This is a genomic window from Frankia sp. QA3, assembly GCF_000262465.1.
Lineage (GTDB): Bacteria > Actinomycetota > Actinomycetes > Frankiales > Frankiaceae > Frankia.
Window position 1 is genome coordinate 2,708,105 of the sequence record NZ_CM001489.1, and the last position, 17,132, is coordinate 2,725,236.

The 17,132-nt window shown below is 69.4% G+C and carries 13 protein-coding genes and 5 pseudogenes; 11 read left to right on the forward strand and 7 right to left on the reverse strand.

Going from position 1 to position 17,132, the window contains the following annotated elements:
* Positions 1–125: 125 nt before the first annotated feature.
* Positions 126–5,273: an NB-ARC domain-containing protein gene (locus FRAQA3DRAFT_RS31500; protein ID WP_083873577.1), complete on the reverse strand. Its 5,148-nt coding sequence runs from the start codon at positions 5,271–5,273 to the stop codon at positions 126–128.
* Between FRAQA3DRAFT_RS31500 and FRAQA3DRAFT_RS35955 the strand changes: the two are divergent.
* Positions 5,272–5,358: pseudogene (locus FRAQA3DRAFT_RS35955) on the forward strand (IS6 family transposase); the annotation flags it as partial. The gene FRAQA3DRAFT_RS31500 and the pseudogene FRAQA3DRAFT_RS35955 sit on opposite strands and share 2 nt — an antisense overlap.
* A gap of 74 nt (positions 5,359–5,432) precedes the next feature.
* On the opposite strand, the gene FRAQA3DRAFT_RS11025 reads toward FRAQA3DRAFT_RS35955, so the two are convergent.
* The gene (locus tag FRAQA3DRAFT_RS11025; RefSeq protein WP_198287073.1) at positions 5,433–6,389 is read right to left on the reverse strand and encodes an epimerase; all 957 of its coding nucleotides are present in this window, start codon (positions 6,387–6,389) and stop codon (positions 5,433–5,435) included.
* Between the two features lie 360 nt (positions 6,390–6,749).
* Between FRAQA3DRAFT_RS11025 and FRAQA3DRAFT_RS11030 the strand changes: the two genes are divergently transcribed.
* Entirely contained in the window at positions 6,750–7,511 is a 762-nt protein-coding gene (locus FRAQA3DRAFT_RS11030) for a hypothetical protein (protein ID WP_009739129.1), read from the forward strand.
* Between the two features lie 171 nt (positions 7,512–7,682).
* Here the strand turns inward: FRAQA3DRAFT_RS11030 and FRAQA3DRAFT_RS11035 are convergent.
* A pseudogene (locus tag FRAQA3DRAFT_RS11035) lies at positions 7,683–8,150 on the reverse strand (IS1380 family transposase); the annotation flags it as partial.
* Positions 8,151–8,209: 59 nt separating this feature from the next.
* Positions 8,210–8,368 (reverse strand): hypothetical protein, encoded by a 159-nt coding sequence (locus FRAQA3DRAFT_RS34900; protein ID WP_009739130.1) that lies wholly within the window; start codon positions 8,366–8,368, stop codon positions 8,210–8,212.
* 209 nt (positions 8,369–8,577) lie between these two features.
* Here FRAQA3DRAFT_RS34900 and FRAQA3DRAFT_RS11040 point away from each other — a divergent pair, with 209 nt between their 5' ends.
* Together FRAQA3DRAFT_RS11040 and FRAQA3DRAFT_RS11045 are read left to right on the forward strand one after the other, a co-directional pair.
* Entirely contained in the window at positions 8,578–8,814 is a 237-nt protein-coding gene (locus FRAQA3DRAFT_RS11040) for an AbrB/MazE/SpoVT family DNA-binding domain-containing protein (RefSeq protein ID WP_035922747.1), read from the forward strand.
* Complete coding sequence (locus FRAQA3DRAFT_RS11045; protein WP_009739132.1) at positions 8,811–9,218, forward strand: type II toxin-antitoxin system VapC family toxin; 408 nt, start codon at positions 8,811–8,813, stop codon at positions 9,216–9,218. Before FRAQA3DRAFT_RS11040 ends, FRAQA3DRAFT_RS11045 begins: the two co-directional genes overlap by 4 nt.
* Positions 9,219–9,851: 633 nt before the next feature.
* On the opposite strand, the gene FRAQA3DRAFT_RS11050 is transcribed toward FRAQA3DRAFT_RS11045, so the two are convergent.
* Positions 9,852–10,106, reverse strand: a complete 255-nt coding sequence (locus FRAQA3DRAFT_RS11050; RefSeq protein ID WP_009739133.1) for a hypothetical protein — start codon at positions 10,104–10,106, stop codon at positions 9,852–9,854.
* Between the two features lie 156 nt (positions 10,107–10,262).
* On the opposite strand from FRAQA3DRAFT_RS11050, the gene FRAQA3DRAFT_RS11055 reads away from it, so the two are divergent.
* The 3 genes and pseudogenes from FRAQA3DRAFT_RS11055 to FRAQA3DRAFT_RS11065 all read left to right on the forward strand — a co-directional run bounded on the left by FRAQA3DRAFT_RS11055 (position 10,263) and on the right by FRAQA3DRAFT_RS11065 (position 12,962).
* Positions 10,263–10,739, forward strand: a complete 477-nt coding sequence (locus FRAQA3DRAFT_RS11055) for a MarR family winged helix-turn-helix transcriptional regulator (RefSeq protein ID WP_009739134.1) — start codon at positions 10,263–10,265, stop codon at positions 10,737–10,739.
* Between the two features lie 47 nt (positions 10,740–10,786).
* A pseudogene (locus FRAQA3DRAFT_RS32975) lies at positions 10,787–10,945 on the forward strand (IS6 family transposase); the annotation flags it as partial.
* 1,021 nt (positions 10,946–11,966) lie between these two features.
* Entirely contained in the window at positions 11,967–12,962 is a 996-nt protein-coding gene (locus tag FRAQA3DRAFT_RS11065; protein ID WP_035920864.1) for an HAF repeat-containing protein, read from the forward strand.
* Here FRAQA3DRAFT_RS11065 and FRAQA3DRAFT_RS38690 read toward each other — a convergent pair.
* Positions 12,899–13,468 (reverse strand): effector-associated domain EAD1-containing protein, encoded by a 570-nt coding sequence (locus tag FRAQA3DRAFT_RS38690; RefSeq protein ID WP_369809411.1) that lies wholly within the window; start codon positions 13,466–13,468, stop codon positions 12,899–12,901. The two genes, FRAQA3DRAFT_RS11065 and FRAQA3DRAFT_RS38690, sit on opposite strands and share 64 nt — an antisense overlap.
* Before the next feature lie 87 nt (positions 13,469–13,555).
* On the opposite strand from FRAQA3DRAFT_RS38690, the gene FRAQA3DRAFT_RS34905 reads away from it, so the two are divergent.
* From FRAQA3DRAFT_RS34905 to FRAQA3DRAFT_RS38695, 4 genes and pseudogenes are all read left to right on the forward strand, one after another.
* Positions 13,556–13,759 carry a hypothetical protein gene (locus tag FRAQA3DRAFT_RS34905; protein WP_157467289.1) on the forward strand — a complete coding sequence of 68 codons (204 nt, stop codon included), beginning with the start codon at positions 13,556–13,558 and terminating at the stop codon, positions 13,757–13,759.
* 102 nt (positions 13,760–13,861) lie between these two features.
* A pseudogene (locus tag FRAQA3DRAFT_RS38060) lies at positions 13,862–14,230 on the forward strand (aldehyde dehydrogenase family protein); the annotation flags it as partial.
* 71 nt (positions 14,231–14,301) lie between these two features.
* Positions 14,302–15,444: an aldehyde dehydrogenase family protein gene (locus FRAQA3DRAFT_RS32980; protein ID WP_255347008.1), complete on the forward strand. Its 1,143-nt coding sequence runs from the start codon at positions 14,302–14,304 to the stop codon at positions 15,442–15,444.
* 199 nt (positions 15,445–15,643) lie between these two features.
* Positions 15,644–16,669, forward strand: a pseudogene (locus tag FRAQA3DRAFT_RS38695) (IS630 family transposase).
* A gap of 7 nt (positions 16,670–16,676) precedes the next feature.
* Here FRAQA3DRAFT_RS38695 and FRAQA3DRAFT_RS11085 read toward each other — a convergent pair.
* A complete protein-coding gene (locus tag FRAQA3DRAFT_RS11085; protein ID WP_009739137.1) occupies positions 16,677–16,997 on the reverse strand; it encodes a helix-turn-helix transcriptional regulator in 321 nt (106 codons plus the stop codon).
* Positions 16,998–17,132: the final 135 nt, after the last annotated feature.

The following is a 17,132-nucleotide window of genomic DNA, read 5'->3' on the forward strand; positions in this document are numbered from 1 at the left end:
TCCTGCTGATGGCCAGGCATGATCAGGTGATGGGTCGAGGCGCCGGTGGCTGCCCGCCGCCCGCTGGGCCCAAGGCCCGATCACGACGGCACTCCCGTCGCGGGATCGCCCCGTAGGCCCGCTTCTTACGGCCACCAGCGGAACGTGTCGTGGAGTGCGGTCGCCAGGTGCTGGACGGCCTCAGAGCCTCCGGACTTGTGTAGTTGTGCTGGGACGGTTTTCAGCAGGTGCAGTGCGGCCTGTCGTCCGCCGTCAGCGCTGAGGTTGGCGGCGTGGCGCCAGCGGCCAGGCCAGTGGGTCGCGAGCAGGCGGTCGGCGCAGAAGGCAACCGCCACCGCGCCGCGGCAGACCTCGATATGGATGTCCAGGGCTTCCTCGACCAGTTCGATCGCTTCCGCCAACGTGCCGTGATGTTCGCTCTCGGGTAGGTGGGGTGCGAGGGAAGCCAGCGCCCAGGCCGCGCTTTCCGGCGAGTGGAGTGACCGGGCCGCGGCCACGGCTTCTCCGAGGAGACGTGATGGTAGGAGCGGCGCCAGTCCTGCTAGGCAGGTGGCCTGCAGGAACGGGAAGTTTCCGCCTTCACGGATTTCGGTGAGTGTTTCGGCGAAGACCGTGCCGGCTTTTTCGGGTGACAGACGTGGTGCGATTGCTGCGAGGATCTCGAAGCGGCGGCCGCCGGATGCGGCGGGGAGGCAATGTTTACGGGTGATGGTCAGCACGTCGTCGAGGAAGTCGGTGGGGAGATAGCGGGCCAGGTCCATCAGGGCGATGGCGCGCAGGTCCGGGTCGTCGATTGTTTCGGCCGCGCTGAGGGCGGCGGTGAAGGCCGGCCGCGCCTCGTGGACGGAAAGCTGTCGCGCGACGGTGACCAGGGCGGAGACCCGCTCGCTCGGCCTGTCGATCATGCTGGCGGTGATGAGGGCCTGATCGAGGATCTCCTGCCGGGAATTGGTGCCTGCGTGTTTGGTGAGAGCGACCAGTGCCAGCAGGCGATCGGTGGAGTCGGCCACCGCATGCGCGATCGTGAGGGCTTGGGCACGCAGGCTGGGAGGTAGAGACGGGGCGAGCGCGGTGAGTGCCTGCTCTTGGGAGTAGGGGGCGTCGGTGTCGGCGCGGATCGCGTCCAGCGCCTCGGTCAGGATCGGATCCCGGTCGCCGGCGGGCAGGTGTGGTGCGACGGCGGCCAGCGCTGATGCTCGGTCGGACGGTCCGCTGATCGCGTGGGCGGCGGGCAGGAGGGCCGCGGCCAACTCTGCGGGTAGGTGTCGCGCGAGCGCGACGATGGTGTCGCGTTGATCAGACGAGTCGTTGATCGTCGCGGCGGCGGTCAGGGCGTCGGCCAGGACGGGCCCGCGCCGGTCGGCGGGGAGGCGTGGTGCGAGCGCGGCCAGAACCGCGGCGCGTCCGGCTCGGTCGCTGATCGAATCGGCGGCGGCCAGGATCGTGGTGAGCTGCTCGTCGGCCAAGCGTGCGCCCACCTCGTGCAGGATCTCGGCGAGGTGATGAGGATCGATGCTTTCCCGGCCGGGCGTGACCGCGGCGGTCAGGGCTGCGGCGAGCCGGTCGGCGGGCAGGCACGCGATGATGCCGGCCAGCGCCCGGTTCCTGTACCACGAGGGCATCGTCATGGCTGCGGCGTGGGCGTCGTGGAGTAGGTCGGCGGGCAGGGCGGGCGCCAACACGGCCAGCGCCGAGGACCGCTCTCCCCACGAGCCGATGGTGAGGATCCTGTCCAGCGCCTCGCGCAGCAGCGACCGCCTTTCGGTGGCGGGTAAACGCGGTGCCATCTCCGCGAGGCTGTAGGCGATGGACTGCCCGAAGCCGCGCCGCGGGGATTCCACGGCCATGGCCAGCGCATCGAGGATCGCGGCTCGGCGCTGGTCGGCGGGTAGATACGGCGCGAGCGATACTGCCGCCATCGCCTGATAGCGGTGGTCCCTGATCGCCCGGGCCGCAGTGAGTGCCTCGGGGAGTAGAGTGCCCACGTGATCGCCAGGAAGATCGTCGGGAATGCGGGACAGCATGTGGGCGAGTGCGTGGGCGCGGTCATCGGGATCGGCAATCGTCCTGGCCGCGGTGCGGGCCTGTTCAAAGGCTGATCGCCAGGTGTCCGCGGGCAGTCGCGGGAGGAGTGCCGTGAGGGCCTGCCACCGTGCCTGAGGTTCGTCCAGGGCATGGGCGAGGGCAAGTGCCTCGGTGGCGAGATCGGCGGGAAGCCGCGGCGCGAGGCCGGCGATCGTGCCGCCACGGATCGCCGAATTTTTGATCGCGGTGATTCCTGCGAGCGCCTCGGCGAGGACCGCGTGCCGATCGTCGTCCGGCAGATACGCGGCGAGATCCGCGAGGGCGAGCGCCCGGTACTGCGGATCGCTGATCGTACGGGCGATGGGGAGCACGTCCCGGAGAAGATCGGCGGGCAGATGCTGCACCGCGTCGGCCAGGACCTGCGATCGCACCCGACTGTTCGGGATGGCCCGCAGCGGGGCGAGGGCTCGGCTGGGCGATATGACACCCTCCGCGACGGCGGCGGCGAGTAGCCGGGGCGAAGCCCGGTTGGCCACGCTGACGACCGAAGAGACGATCAGCAGGTAGCGCAACTCCAGGCCGATCGTGGCCGCGGGCACGCCGCTGGCGAGCACATCGTCGGTGGTCTGTTCGGCCAGCCGCCACGCCAGCCGGACGTCCGCCAGATAGGCGAGGACCAGGCCGGCCCGGTCGTGGGCGGTGTACCAGACATTCTCGGATCGTTCGTTGACCTGGCGGTGTTCGGCGGCGAGAACCTGGTGGACGAGGTCGCCGCGGCCTGCCGCGGCCAGGTGGGGGACGAGGTGCGTCAACCCGTACTGCGTCACCGGCTCGACCGCCGCCTCACCTTGGCGCAGGCCGGGCAGACCGGCCGGCAGACCACCCCAGGTGTCCATGAGGATGGTGGCAAACCGGCCGTGCAGCGCGCGGACTCCGTCGGCGCCCACATCGGCTCGGATGTAGGCAAACAGCAGGTCGTGCACGGTGAGCGTGCGGGCGTGCGGGTCGAACTGGACCAATGACCGGCCACCCAGCAGGATGATCAGATCTTCGGTGTCAAGGTCGTCCATCCCGGCGGTGGACCGCCACCACCGGGCCACCACCACGATCGGCACCCGGCCGTGGCCTTCAAAAACCGCCAGGTCCCGGAAGCGGTCGCGGCTGGCCGCCGACAGTGTGCCGACACTGGCGTCCAGCGCCCGTAGCAGGTCCGGGTGCGGATAGCCGGCAAAGCGGTGCGCCAGTCGGTCGAGGTCCGCGCGGGCGAGCCTGGCGGCCACACTGGACCACCGCCGTCCCTGCGCGACCATCCCGCCCGCGACCGCCAACGCCAACGCCAGACCGCCGCACGCGGACAGCACCGGCTCCGCCTGCACCGGCAGCACCCCGTTCGCGCAGCGGGCATAGCGGGCCAGCAGGCGGCGAGCATCCTCGTCGGCCAGGGCGCCCACCGAGATGGTGACGGCGTCGTCGTCGACGACCTCGACGCTGCGGCTGGTGACCAGCAGGCCGCAGCCCGGCCCACCGACCTCCAACGCGGCAACTGCATCGGCGTCCCACACGTTATCCGCGACGATCAGCAGGGCGCTGTCGTGCAGCAGGCGACGCAACGCCCTGCCGGCGCGGCGGATGTCGCTGATCGGCTCCGCCCAGCCGACCGCCTCAGCGAGCTGGGCGAGACAAGCCACCAGGTCCGCCTCCGGGCCGACGTCGATCCACACCGCGCCGTCCGGAAACCGGGCGCGGACCGCCGGATTTACGGCCACCGCCCGCGCCAGCGTTGACTTCCCGGCGCCGGCCATGCCCACCAACGCCGCCACCGGCATCCGCCCGTCCCGGGCCGGGCGACACAGTGCCGACTCCACCGCCGTCGTGAGCGTCGAACGCACCACGAAACGATCCGGCACTGCCGGTACCCCCGACCATGCCACCGACACCCCTGAGCGTGTACCGCCAGCGGGCTGCTGCCCCACGTCAGACCGCGGCGACGGGCGAGGCTGCGGTGGCGGCGGCGTGGCGTCGGGCGGCTGGGGTACCTCGCGAGTCTGCGCGCTCCGGGTCGGGACGGGGCCGGTTGCGATGACAGGGATGGTGGTCGGTGGGATATACCGGGGCTGATCCCCGGCCGCATCGTCATCCCCAGCTTGAACATCCGGGATCTGGTCGGCCCTGGCGCGGCCGGGCAGATTCAGCAGCTGGACAAGTAGCTCGGGCACGGTCGGCCGGTCCGCCGGTCGCTTCGCCAGGGCCGGCGCCACCAACCGGCGCAGCGTCGCGTCCACGTCGTCGAGCGCTGGCGCCCCGCGCAGTACCGTCTCCCGTAGCTCCCTCAGCGTCCGCCCCTCGAACGGATACCGTCCCGTCGCCGCGTAGACGACCACACCCGCCCACGCGAACACGTCTGTCGCTCTCGTCACCTGTTCGCCCGACCACTGCTCAGGCGCCATCAATACCGGCGTGCCGGGCTGCGGGCCAGTTGCCGTCAACGACCCCGACGCAGGGTCGTCCATCCTCCGGGACACACCCAGATCGATGACGCGTGGCCCGGTCCGCGACAGGATGATGTTCGCCGGTTTCAGGTCACGGTGCACCACACCGGCCCGGTGGAACGCGAGCAGCGCGGCCAGCACGTTCACCGCGAGCTGCGTCAACTCCTCCGTCGCCATCGGTCCGCGGTCGGCCACCTCGTCGGCCAACGTCGGACCGTCGATGAAGACGGTCACCAGATAGGGCAAACGGGCCGCCACGTCGGCGTCGAGAACCGCTGGCGTGTACGGGCTGCGCACTCGCCGCGCGAGCTCCACCTCCCGCGCGAACCTGGCCCGGCGGTGTTCGTCCCGGGCGAGATGCGGATGCAGCATCTTCACTGCGACCCACCCCGCCCCACCGTCGCTCGCGAGATATACCGATCCCATGCCGCCGGCCCCCAGCCTCGCCAGCAGACGATGCGATCCGAGCTGACGCGGATCCGCCTCATCCAACGGCTGCGCGTGCGGGGGCAGACCAGCCGGCACCCCGACCCGGCTCATCCGCACCTCCCCACCAGCCTGACCCACGACTACCGGCTGCAGACACCGGCGGCTCTGCGGCGAGTCAAGGTCGCCGGATGCCTCCACAAACAGCGAAGCCATCCAGTTCCCATCATCCCCTTCGACCGACTGGGAAGTAATCAGAGCATTACAGGCCGCGCCTGTCGCCAGCCGGACACCCGCGGGCGGCGCCGGCGCTGCGAGGCGACCGACGGCCATCGTCCGCGACCACTACGAGCTCGGTACCGACGTCGACCCGCGGCTGCGGCTGGCAGCCGCGTTCACCGAACTCGCCCACGCCGTCCGACCCCGGCCGACGAGATCATTGGCCTGCGCCGCGCCCTCCGAACGCGACAGAGTCCTTACCGGCCAGACCACTTAACCTCGGGTGGCCTTCTGAGCGTCCCAGGCGTCGAGCAGGGAGCGTTCTTCGTCGTCGGTGAGACCAGCTACCGGTTGCGCAGGCAGTGCGCGGAGTCCGTCGAGCAGTGTTTCCGCCAGCGGCCGGCTGACCAGACCCAGAGCGCGCGCCGCGGTGTTGTCGAGATCATTGAACCCGGAGTAGCCGGGTTGCCGCAGCCACAAGGGCAGCGATCTCGGCCCGGACCAGGTTTTCACACCGTGTCCGTCGAGCCAGCCGGGTTCAGCCCACACGAGGGGGCCGCGGTGGCCGGTGATCTCGCGGGTGAGAGCGATGTGCGCCTCGAAGGAGATCGCGTCGCCGGTCGCGTTCACCGTGCCGGTACGGTGCTGACGAGCGGAGTCGACAAGCCAGAGCGCGAGATCGCGCACGTCGATGACCTGCGTCATGAGGTCCGGGACGGCGGGGACGAGTACCCGCCCCTGCGGATTCGACGGGGCCGCGAAGCGACCCGGCCAGTAGGTGGTTCGCCCGGACCAGTCACCCGGTCCGCCGATCAGACCGGAGCGAGCGATCAACAGACGGGACGGCCCGAACACGTCGGTCACCGCCTGCTCACAAGCTACCTTCGCGGGACCGTAGTCGGCCATGGTGGCCATGACGTCGCCGTCAAGCGGCTCCAGCAGGGGCGCGTCGACAGTTTTCCGCAGTGCGGACGGGTCGGCGTACACATTGCCGGTGGACACGAAGATGAAGTGCGAGCAGCGCGGCTCCAGCGCCACAGCCGCGCTACGCACCTGCCCAGGCTGGCGAGACACATCCACCGCCGCATCGAACTCGCCCGGCAGGAGATCGTAAACGGCCGGATCACGACGATCACCACGAACCAGCCGCACACCCTCGGCGGCGTCACCCGACTCCCCACGAGCCAGGCACACCACACTGTCACCCGCGTCGCGCGCCGCCTCGGCCACAGCCCGACCGAGCCAGGCGGTACCCCCCAGAACGAGCAATCTCATGGCACACATTCCACTACGCGATACTCCGTACCGCCACCACCTTCCGGCCCGATGCCGAGGTGGCTCCAATCCTTACCGAGGGCAAGCGCACCCCCGAAGGGAAAGCAGGCAGACAATTCTCACTTTCGTGGTCACGGCAGAGACCCCTGGTCGGGTGGCCCGGGGGTGCGATCCCCCGGGCCACCCGACCAGGCTGAGCAGATCCTGGTTTCGTCCCGCGGGCCAGGAAAGTCTCGGCGGTAGGCTGTCCTGATTAGGCTGTCCTGATTTGGTCACGGCACACGTGGCCGCCGTGCGCCGTGGCAGAGTCCAGCCATGCGCGAGCCTCGCGACGTCGTCGACGACCTCGAACGCCGGAGGGAAGATCGGCCAGACCGGACGAACGCGGTGGGTCGGCTGGATCCGCGGCATCCGGCGGGCGAGGATCGGTTCGCGGGCTACGGGGTCATGGGCCTTCCGTTCCGTTCCGGGCACGTCCTCGGTCTGCGCCGGTTTCCGGAGTCCTCGGTCGGCCCCGGCTATCGGTCGGTCTGGCATCGCGACCCCGACGGCCGCTGGACCTTCTACCAGGACCAGCCCGCCGAGCTGGCCTGTACCCGCTACTTCGGCTCGGCCGTCGACGATGTGCGCGAGGGCCCGATCCACATCGACTGGGCAGGTCCGCGGACGTTGCGTGTCACCGCCGACGACGGCGATCTCGACTGGACGGTGACGGTCGCGGCGACACCGGTGACCCGGCTCTTCAGCGCCCTGGGTTCCGCCCTGCCGGATCGCGCCTGGCGTTCCCGCCCGCTGCTCGAGGTCACGTCGCGGCTCGCTGGCGCCGCGCTCGGGGCGGGCCGGGTACGGCTGACCGGTCTCGCACCGAACGGGCAGCGATTCGTGGCCAATCCATTGCGCCTGTGGGTCGTGAGCGACAGCACCGCGACGGTCCGCGGTGCGCACCTTGGCGAACCGGGACCGATTCCCGCCCAGGCATTCCTTCGCGATTTCGCCATTCCGCAGCGCGGACTGTTCGTTGTCGGGCGGGCGGTTCTCAGGGACCCAGGCGCCTGGCCCAGATCTTTCGCGCCTTGATCAGATGTGATCGCGGGCCGGTCTCCCACTCTTGTTGATGTTGAGTTGTGCCGCTCGGTCTGGGGGTGGCCGTGGTGGAGTGCCCCGCTGTCGCGCGAGATGGGCGCTCGGTCCACGTCCAGGCTGATTCTCCTGGTTGACGGGGTGGGAGGTCTGTGGCCGCGGGTTATCCGGGGCGGGCAGTGCGCGCGGTGTGGTGATCGACTGGAGGGCCAGCCCGGCCCAGGGGTGGTGGGCGGCGAGGTGCAGGACGGTGGTGCGGGCGTGGTGGGCAAGCCGGCCCGCCAGCCAGAACAGCCGGTGGCGTAGCCGTTTCGGTTCCCACCGTCGCGCCGGGTGGTCGGGTAGGGCGAGCAGCTGGCTCCAGGCGATCAGGTCGAGCGCGAGCGCGACGATCTGGCACCAGAGCTGGTTCTGGGCGAAGTCGTGCAGCGGCAGGTTGGTCAGGCCGGTGTCCTTGGCGCCGCGGATGCAGTCCTCGCAGCGGGCACGGCGGCGGTGGCGCAGTTCGAGGTTGGCGAGCTGGCCGCGGGCGGTGTTGGTGACGAACGCGGTGATCCGGTTGCCGTCGACGTCGGTGATGCGTAGCTGCGCGCCGGGGTGGGGGCGTTCCTTGCAGGCGATGACGCGTATCCCGGGGAGACTCGAACCATTACCCCACCACCGGCCGCCCTGTCTGACGAGCTCATTCGCGCAGGTCACACGGTATGGTCGAGGACGCATGTCGGTACCACCCACGCGATGGCCCCGCGTTCCGACGACCGGCGGCGCGAGCTGCCATACGGGTCGATCGCTGTGACTTCGGTATCCGCGACCGCGAGCCGGTCGTCATAGATGGCCAGGCCGCTGCGCTCCATCCCGCACCTGGTTCACGCACCCGGAGCGCCATGAGGCGCCGCGCGCCAGGCCGTAGGACAGGGACCACACGTTGACCCACCAGCCTGCCTGACGCAGGCCCCGCTGCCACCCGCAAACGTGCAGGTCATCACCCGAATCGGGGTTCTGGAGCCCCACGCCGGACGGCTCGCGAAGCGCGTCGATGAGATCAGAATGGTATCGCTCTCCCCTGGAAGCTGTTGTGGACCAGGCAGGCCGGATCGTGCTGCCCAAGTCCATCCGGGACGCCCTGGGCCTGCTCCCGGGTACGAAGATGGACATCTCGCCTTACGAGGCTGGTGTGCAGGTCGTACCCACGGGCAGGACCGCGCGCCTCGTCGAGGAGAACGGCGTGCTCGTGTCGGCCGGCGACACGCCTGTCGATGACGATGTGCTGTTCGGCCTTATCGACGCGGGTCGCACGTGACCATCGCGGTCGACACGAGCGTTGCCATTCCTCTCCTTGTCCGCTCACATCAGCATCACGCGGACGTAGTGCGATGGTGGGACGGACAGGAACTCACGCTGAGTGGGCACACCCTGGCGGAGACCTACTCGGTACTCACCAGACTGCCGGGCAACACGCGGCTGTCCGGGCCGGACGCCGCACACCTGCTTGATGCGAGGTTCACGGCGCCGCTGGCGTTAAGCGGCTCGCCTGTCCAGAAGGTCCACACGACCCTGAGCCAACTCGGCATCGCCGGCGGCGCCGTGTATGACGGACTGGTTGCGCTCGCCGCCAAGGAGCACGGCCTGGCCCTCGCGACGAGGGACGCACGCGCGCGCGGGACCTACGACGCGGTCGGAGTCACGGTGATTCTGGTCGGGTGAAGCACCTCGTGCTTCCGCCCGCCTCGTCCCCGTTTTGACCGCGGCCGGAGACCGCGACGGTGCGAACGCCGTCCTGCACGCTCAGGCCGATGCCGGCGACGGCGGAACCGCTCTTCAGCTCGCCGCCCGGCCGACCATCCGCGAGCTACTCGCCCGCGCCAGCACCGGCGACGTCTGGGCCGGCGACAGGCTGTACGCGCTGCTGAGCGGAGCCGGGGATCATCGATTGCGCCGCTATGGCCTCATAGCAAGGACGCCGCTGACCTGTCCGTGCTGGTCGACGGCCCGGAGTAGGTAGATCCAGCGGCCGGCGACCTTCATACAACCTCTCCCGGCGCAGGATCGTACCCTTCGCCCCCGGCGACGTCGCCGCCTCATACTCGGCCAGGATCCGCGGCTTGTACGCCGGCGAGAACGACCGCCGCCGCGCCTTCGGCTCGACCTCCGGGTCCGGCCGGCGGCCACCGCCCTCACGATCTCCCACCCGGACATCATCGACCAGGCCCCGCCCGGTCGTCACCGACACCACCACGCCCCGTTCGCAGCTACCCACTCCTTCAGGTTCACACCATGATCATGGATCACTATCCGGCGCTACCAGGCACTGGATCGGCAACAGTCGTCAACCCCACCCTAGGACCGCGCGGGCCCCGCGGGGCAGCGCGAGGCGGTGCGGTCGGCAAGCCGCTCGAGCTCGTGGGCGTCCCGGGGCTGCCCGCAGCTGCGGCAGACGTCCACCCGCGGGGGCACCGGGCGCGCCGGCGCGTCGAGCGAACCGAGCTGCGCCGGCCCCATGAAGCTCAACAGGAAACGGTAGAAACGGCTGGGCCGGTCCGCCGCCACGCCCGTCCCACCCGCCGCGCCGACGGTGCTGTCCTGACGCTTCATCCGTCGCCCTCCCTCATCGGCCGCCACGCGTGTCGCGTAGCCGGCCGAACCCTGGCGCCCGATTAGTTCGTGCACACAAGAATCGTACGCGATTGCTTCGCTGACGTGCCAGGTATCCTGGACCATGACGCACGCCACGAAGGGAGGGACCGGCCCGTGATCGAGGACGACGCAAGCATCGGCGAGGACCTCGGGGAGGATCCCCTCGCGCTGGACCGACAGGTGTGCTTCGCCCTGTCGGTCGCGTCCCGGCTGGTGATCGGGGTGTACCGGCCGCTGCTGGAGCCCCTCGGTCTCACCCATCCCCAGTACCTGGTGATGCTGGCCCTCTGGGAACGCTCGCCGCGCTCGGTGAAGGACCTCGGCGCCGCCCTGCTCCTGGACTCGGCCACGCTCTCCCCGCTGCTCAAGCGGCTGGAGTCGGCCGGCTACGTGACCCGGCGCCGGGCCGCCACCGACGAACGCTTGCTGACCCTCGAACTCACCCCGGCCGGCAGCGCGTTGCGGCAGGAAGCACTGAAGATCCCCCGCGCCGTCGTCGATCGGCTGGGCGTAGAGGTCACCGATCTGCAGGACCTGCACGGCGCACTCACCCGGATCATCGAGGCCGCCCGCCAGGTACCGGCCCGCTGACGCCCACAGAATGGATTGGTAGCGGCACTTGGCGTGCCGTTCGTTGACGGCGAACGAGAGTGTTGAAACGGCTGCGGTCCGTCCAGACGATCAGCACCGGGCACGCTCTGGTCCAGAACATCCGCCGCGGCCATTACGAACTTGCCATCGACATCGACCCACAGCTTCGGCCAGCCGCCGCGTTCACCGAACTCGCCGCCGTCTGACCGCCGATCACCGGGCTACTGGCATGCCTCGCTTCCTCCGAACACAACACTGCCGGACAGCACATCGACGACGGCGACAATGGCACTGGTTCAACCGTGGCGGGTGTTCCCAGGCAGCGCAAGCCCGACCCGGGCAGCGCCGCCATAGCTCCAGGTACGCTCCTCGAATGTGCGCGGCGGGAAGAGGCCCGCTACTGAGCGGAGCACCACCGGCCGCACCGGATACGATCATCGCGATCAAGTGACGGCCCCTCCGGATCGGCTGGGAGCAGCGCCGAGGCCGTGCGCCAGCACTTGCGGGGCCGAACCTCCGACCGTCCGTTCTTCAGGCCGAACTGACCGTCATTTCAGCGTCCGTAGACGTGCGTCTTCGTGCGTGGAAGGCCGCTGACGTACGCGCTTGTCCGCCGGCGTTACTACACGTCAGGCCCAGCCCTCCGCCTTGATCGATCAATGTCACGGCAAACAGCCGCGAACTCCGGCCGCGGGTCCGGTCCGTTACTCACCCAGCCCCCCGCCCGAGGTGATCCCGCGAGTGTCCGGCGACACCGGACACCCAGAAAATCCAAGACAGGGACGAAGCGATCAAATTCGTCATCAGCTCGGGTCGGCCGGCGTCCGCTGCTGCAAAAACCGGCGCTCGTCCCAGCTCTACGCGAACGCGCGGTGTCAGCCGCATACCGCCCGTTACGCGAATACGCGCGAGGGCACTGACGGACGTTTTGAGACTGCTGTGCGGCGTGTCAGCGAACCGACATCAAACGTGGCCTCGGGTCCCGCGCCGGGCCGCCACACAATGCTGGCCAGCCAATGTTGCCAGCCAATGCGGGACCTCCCTTCCCTGAGACGGGCCGGGCGTCTCGCGACGAAGGAGACAATGATGCCCGTAGCACCCTCCGCTGTGCGCGTCCGCGCAGCCACTCGTCTTGCAGCCGTAGCCGCTCTGGCCGTCGCGACCGGCGCGGTAGGCCTGGGCACTGCCGCCCAGGCCGCGACGCCCTCGCCGAGGAAGGTGCCGGCGGTGGACCTCGGGGCCCTGCCCGACCTGCCGACGACCGGTGCGGTGGACATCAACAGCCGGGGCGAGGTCATCGGACTGGGACAGGAGTCCGACCGCGCGTGGCCCCACGGGATCCACTGGCGCGGCGGACGGATAGAGCGGCTCCCGGACGGGGCAAACGTCGTCAGGTCCATCAATCAGGCCGGGCAGATCACGGGCATCGAGGGGCCCGTCAGCAGGACCAATGGCTTCGTGATCCCGCCCGGCGGCGCCCTGGTCGGCCTGCCCTTCCTGCCGTCCGACCAGAACGAGTCCGGTCTCGTCGTGGGCACGAGATATCCCATGTCCAACCTCCGGACCGTGGCCATGACCTGGTTCCGCGGGCACCTGCGCACGCTGACCCCGCCTGCCGGCTACGCCGTCTCGATCGCCACGGGAGTCAACGAGCGGGGTCAGATCGCCGGAACGCTCGAAGCCGACAACGGGGGGTCGCGCGCCGCGCTGTGGACCGACGGTCAGTGGACGGTGCTGCCGCTGCCGCCCGGAGCCGACAAGGCCTACGCCAGCGATGTGAATGACCGCGGCGACGTCGTCGGGCGTACCGACGCCGGCCTCCAGTACAACCCGACGATCTGGAGCCGCGGTCGGGCCCTCGTGATCAGCGACCGGACCGGCGAGGCAACCGCGATCAGCAACCGCGGGGACGTCATCGGCTACCTCGAGAGCTCCGACCAGCGCCACGCCTTCCACTGGCAAGGCGGGAGGCTCACGGAGATCAACCCTGACGGCACGGGCTGGTCCGATGCGGTCGACGTGACCGACGACGGCCTGGTCGTTGGGAACACGTCCGACAACACGCGGTCCCGCGGCTTCCGCTGGAACAACGGGCGGGTCGAGTTCCTCGGCGCACTCGGCGGAGCCGACAGCTACGCCAGCGCCGTCAACAACCGAGGTCAGATCGTGGGCGCGGCCCTGCTGCCGGACGGACAGCGGCACGCGGCTCGGTGGAACCCCTGACAGCCGGCTGCCAGCGTAAGCGACCCGCCGGGTAGCTGCCGCAAGAAGCCGAACAGAACCCTCGGTCCCGGCCGTTCGACGTAGCGGCCGGGACCGAGGCGAGCTGCGGCCGTGCAACATTGCCGCTGTAGCTGGTACCACATCAGGCTAGGTTCGCCCCGTCGACGATTCGGCCTGGCTGGAGGAGGGTTCGCCTCGGTTCTCGCCCCACAGGGCTCTGTTGCATGCGGCCAGAGCAGGACCGGCGTGCTGCTGGTCGGGCAGCACCTCACAGCCACGAACAGTGCCCGCCGATCGTCCAACAGGGCACCGTTCTCCAGAAGCGCCGAGACCTCCCGCCACATCTCCCGCCACATCTCCTCGGCGGTGTGCAGGTTCAGAACGGGGTGCCGACCAACCTCCAGGCCCGCCGCCACCAGAACATGCCGGGCCGAGACCTTGTCCGGAAAGGCACTCGCCAGCGCGCGGACCTCACCGTCCGACAAACCGTCCACCAGCCGCACCACCCCGTCTCGCCCAGCGCGCCGTCACTCCGGTCGCGTCCCGCCGCCGGCCGACACGGACATCATCCACCGCCTCAAAGGATTGCGGTGGTGGCGGACTCCGTCAGGCTGGCCCGATCACGCCGTCGACGCCAAGCTGGACAGCGCCGGAGTGAAATGGTGGGTTCTTCCCTCAAAGGAGTGATCTACGTGCCGTTGCAGGTGATCGGCGTCAACGGCCGCACCCAGATGATCACCGCTGGACCGAAGACCCAGGTGGCCGCTGTCGTTCTTCCCACCATGGTCTCTTCGTGATCACCCGAGATCGGCTGTACGTCGGCGGCCGCTGGGTGGACAGCGACTCCACCGAGACCCTGACAGCGATCAACCCCGCGACCGAACAGGTCATGGGGGGTGGTGCCACAGGCGTCCGCGGGAGACGTCACCCGGGCGATCATGGCCGCGCGCGAGGCGTTCGACGACGGCCCTTGGCCCAGAATGAAACCGTCCGAACGGTCCCGCTTACTGATGCGGATGGCCGAGGTCATGCGGCGACGTCAGGCCGAGCTCGTCGACCTCGACGTCGCCGAGGTGGGTCGAGCTCGGATGCTCGCCGAGTCGGTCTTCGTCGACGTGCCGATCGAGCACTTCGAGGACATGGCCGAGCGGGTGCTGCTCTCGTTCGAGTTCGACGAGCCGATGCTGCCCTACGAGACCCCGCTCGGCGTCGGCCAGGGCGTCGTGCGCCGCGAGCCCTACGGCGTGGCTTCGATCATCACGCCGTACAACGCGCCGTTCTTCCTGGCCGCGTTCAAGCTCGCACCGGCGTTGGCCGCCGGGTGCACGAGGCCGTGCTCATGCCGTCGCCTTACACTCCCCTGTCGGCGTTCCTGGTCGCGGAGATCGCCGAGGAGGCGGGCCTGCCACCGGGAGTGTTCAACGTCGTCATCGGCACGCCGGCGGCCGGTGAACTGCTCACCTCGCACCCAGCGGTGGACATCGTCAGTTTCACCGGCTCCGACACGGTCGGTCGCAAGATCGTGAAACAGGCGGCGGACACGCTCAAGAAGGTCGTGCTCGAACTGGGCGGCAAGTCGGCGAACATCGTCTGCGAGGACGCCGATCCGACCAAGGTGATTCCCGACGTCGTCATGAACTTCACGCTGAACTGCGGTCAGGGCTGTTCGATGCTGACCCGGACCCTCGTGCACGAATCGATCCACGACGACCTCGTCGCGGGTCTGAAGGGGGCCATGGACCATGTCAAGATCGGCGACCCGGCCGACCCGGCCGACCCGACGGTGACCATGGGCCCGCTCATCAGCGCCGCACAGCGGGACAAGGTGGAGACGCTCATCCGCGCCGGCCTCGACGAAGGAGCGCAGCTCGCCTACGGCGGCGGCCGCCCGACCCACCCGCCGACGGGCTTCTTCGTCGAACCGACCGTGTTCGTCGGGGTCGAGAACTCGATGACGATCGCGCAGCGCGAGTTCTTCGGGCCGGTCACCGTCGTCATCCCGTTCCGGGACGACGACGAGGCTGTCCGGCTGGCGAACGACAGCGACTTCGGACTCGGCGGCGGAGTCTGGTCAGGTGATCCGACGCGGGCCTACCGCATCGGGGGCCAGATCCGCGCAGGCATGGTGTCCCTCAACGGCGGCACCGGCGGACTCAGCCCACACGGACCCTTCGGCGGCTTCAGCACCCCACCGACACACACGCCACAGCCGACACGGACAAACCGGCTGGGCCGACTGGCCACCACCGCTGTCCTGATCATCGGCGGCGGCGCCATCACGCTCGGAGCCTGGCTGGGCGGCGACCGGCCGCTGGCGCTTGCAATGGCTGTCTTTTACTTGGTAATCGGTGTCGTCACATTTGTGGTGTCCGGCGGCCGCAGCGACGTCGCGGCCCTCATGCGAGTGGCCGGTGACGAGCGGCAACGCTCTCTCGACCTACGCGCAACCGCCTTGTCCGCTCTGGCGATGGAAACGTTCTGACGCGGTGGCACGGTCATCGACCTGGCCAGCGGCGGGAGTGGCTACCCGTGGGCATTGGTCTGCGCGGTCGGAGGCGTGTCTGCCATCGCCCTGGCTGTCGTCTGGACCCGCCACTGAACACGGACCCGACAACCGGACTCGATTGCTACGGATCGTACGTCGCGGTACCGGGTCGGTGGTGACGTGGCGGCGGGCGCAGATGGTCCTGCTGTCCGCGCAGCGGATACCGGTGGCGAAGATCGCGCAGGTGACGTTCACGTCCGAGGACCGGGTCCGCGACGTGATCCATAACTTCAACGCCGACGGGTTCACCTCCCTCTACCCGAAGTACGCAGGCGGGCGGCCCAGGAAGTTCACCGTGGCGGAACGCCGGGAGATCAAGAAGATCGCGAAGTCGCGGCCCTCGGAGCACGGGCTGCCATTGTCGACCTGGAGCCTGTCCAAGCTGGCGGAGTTCCTGGTCGCGGAGGGGATGGTCGACGACATCAGCCATGAGGGCCTGCGGGTCGGAGCTCCGTGAGGAGGGCGTGTCGTTTCAACGGGTGAAGACGTGGAAGACCAGCTCGGATCCGGAGTACGAGCCGAAGAAGGCCCGCGTCGAGCACCTGTACGCGATCATCGACGGTCAGGTCGTGCCCGAACCCGGCGAGCCGACGGTGGTGTTCGGCGTCGACGAGTTCGGGCCACTCAACCTGATGCCACGGCCTGGCCGGCAGTGGGCCGGGGTCGGGGGTGTCAAGACCGACCCGAAGCGAGGTCCGCGGCGCCGGCAGCGGGCGACGTACACCCGCACGCAGGGATGCGGCATCTGCTGGCCGCCTACGACCTGGGCAAGGACTGGATGTACGGGCATGTGAGGACCACGAAGAACCGCACCGTGTTCCTGACCTTCTGCCGCTACCTGCGCGGCCTGTACCCACCCGACGTGCGGATCGCGATCGTCGGCGACGACTACGCACCCCATCTGTCGACCCGGGTCGATGGGCGGGTCGGGGCGTGGGCGGCGGCGAACAACGTCGAGATCGCCTACACCCCGACGAACAGTTCCTGACTCAACCGCATCGAGGCCCAGTTCACCGCGCTGCGTTACTTCGCGTTGGACGGCACCGACCACCGCAACCACCGCGCCCAGGCCAGCATGATCCGCCGCTACCTCGGCTGGCGGAACCGCCACGCACGCGACCAGAAACTACGCGCCGTCGTCGCCAGGGCGAACGTAGCCTGATGCGGCACTAGATGTTCGCGGTCGGGGTGAGGACGGCGGTGAGGAGGCCGGGGAAGCGGACGTCAAGGTCTTCGTAGCGGATGGTGACGACGCGGCGGCGACCCTCGACCGTGGTCGTGGTCAGGCCGGCCTCGCGCAGCACGCGGTAGTGGTGGGAGACGGTCGGGGCGCCGACCTCGACCCCCTCGGCGATCACGGAGCAGTCGACCGGGCCGGTCCGGGAGTACATCGCCTGCATCAGCGTGAGCCGGACCGGATCGGCCAGGGCGGCAAGGAGCGTGACCAGGTTGATCGAGTCACGGCTCGGCTGAGGGAGCTGTCGAGACACGGCGTGCTGCCCGGCTCAGCCTCTCAACCGACCACTCAACCGACCGCTCAACCGGTCGGTTCGCCGACCACCTCGTCGACCGCCCAGCGCGCTTCGCCCATCCCGATGCTTTGACACCCATCGAACTTACCCCTA

Coding starts and splice junctions, on each gene's coding strand:
- FRAQA3DRAFT_RS31500 (WP_083873577.1), bottom strand. CDS start 5,273: ATGGCCGTCGGTCGCCTCGCAGCGCCGGCGCCGCCCGCGGGTGTCCGG.
- FRAQA3DRAFT_RS11030 (WP_009739129.1), top strand. CDS start 6,750: ATGCGCGAGCCTCGCGACGTCGTCGACGACCTCGAACGCCGGAGGGAA.
- FRAQA3DRAFT_RS34900 (WP_009739130.1), bottom strand. CDS start 8,368: ATGGAGCGCAGCGGCCTGGCCATCTATGACGACCGGCTCGCGGTCGCG.
- FRAQA3DRAFT_RS11050 (WP_009739133.1), bottom strand. CDS start 10,106: ATGAAGCGTCAGGACAGCACCGTCGGCGCGGCGGGTGGGACGGGCGTG.
- FRAQA3DRAFT_RS32980 (WP_255347008.1), top strand. CDS start 14,302: ATGCCGTCGCCTTACACTCCCCTGTCGGCGTTCCTGGTCGCGGAGATC.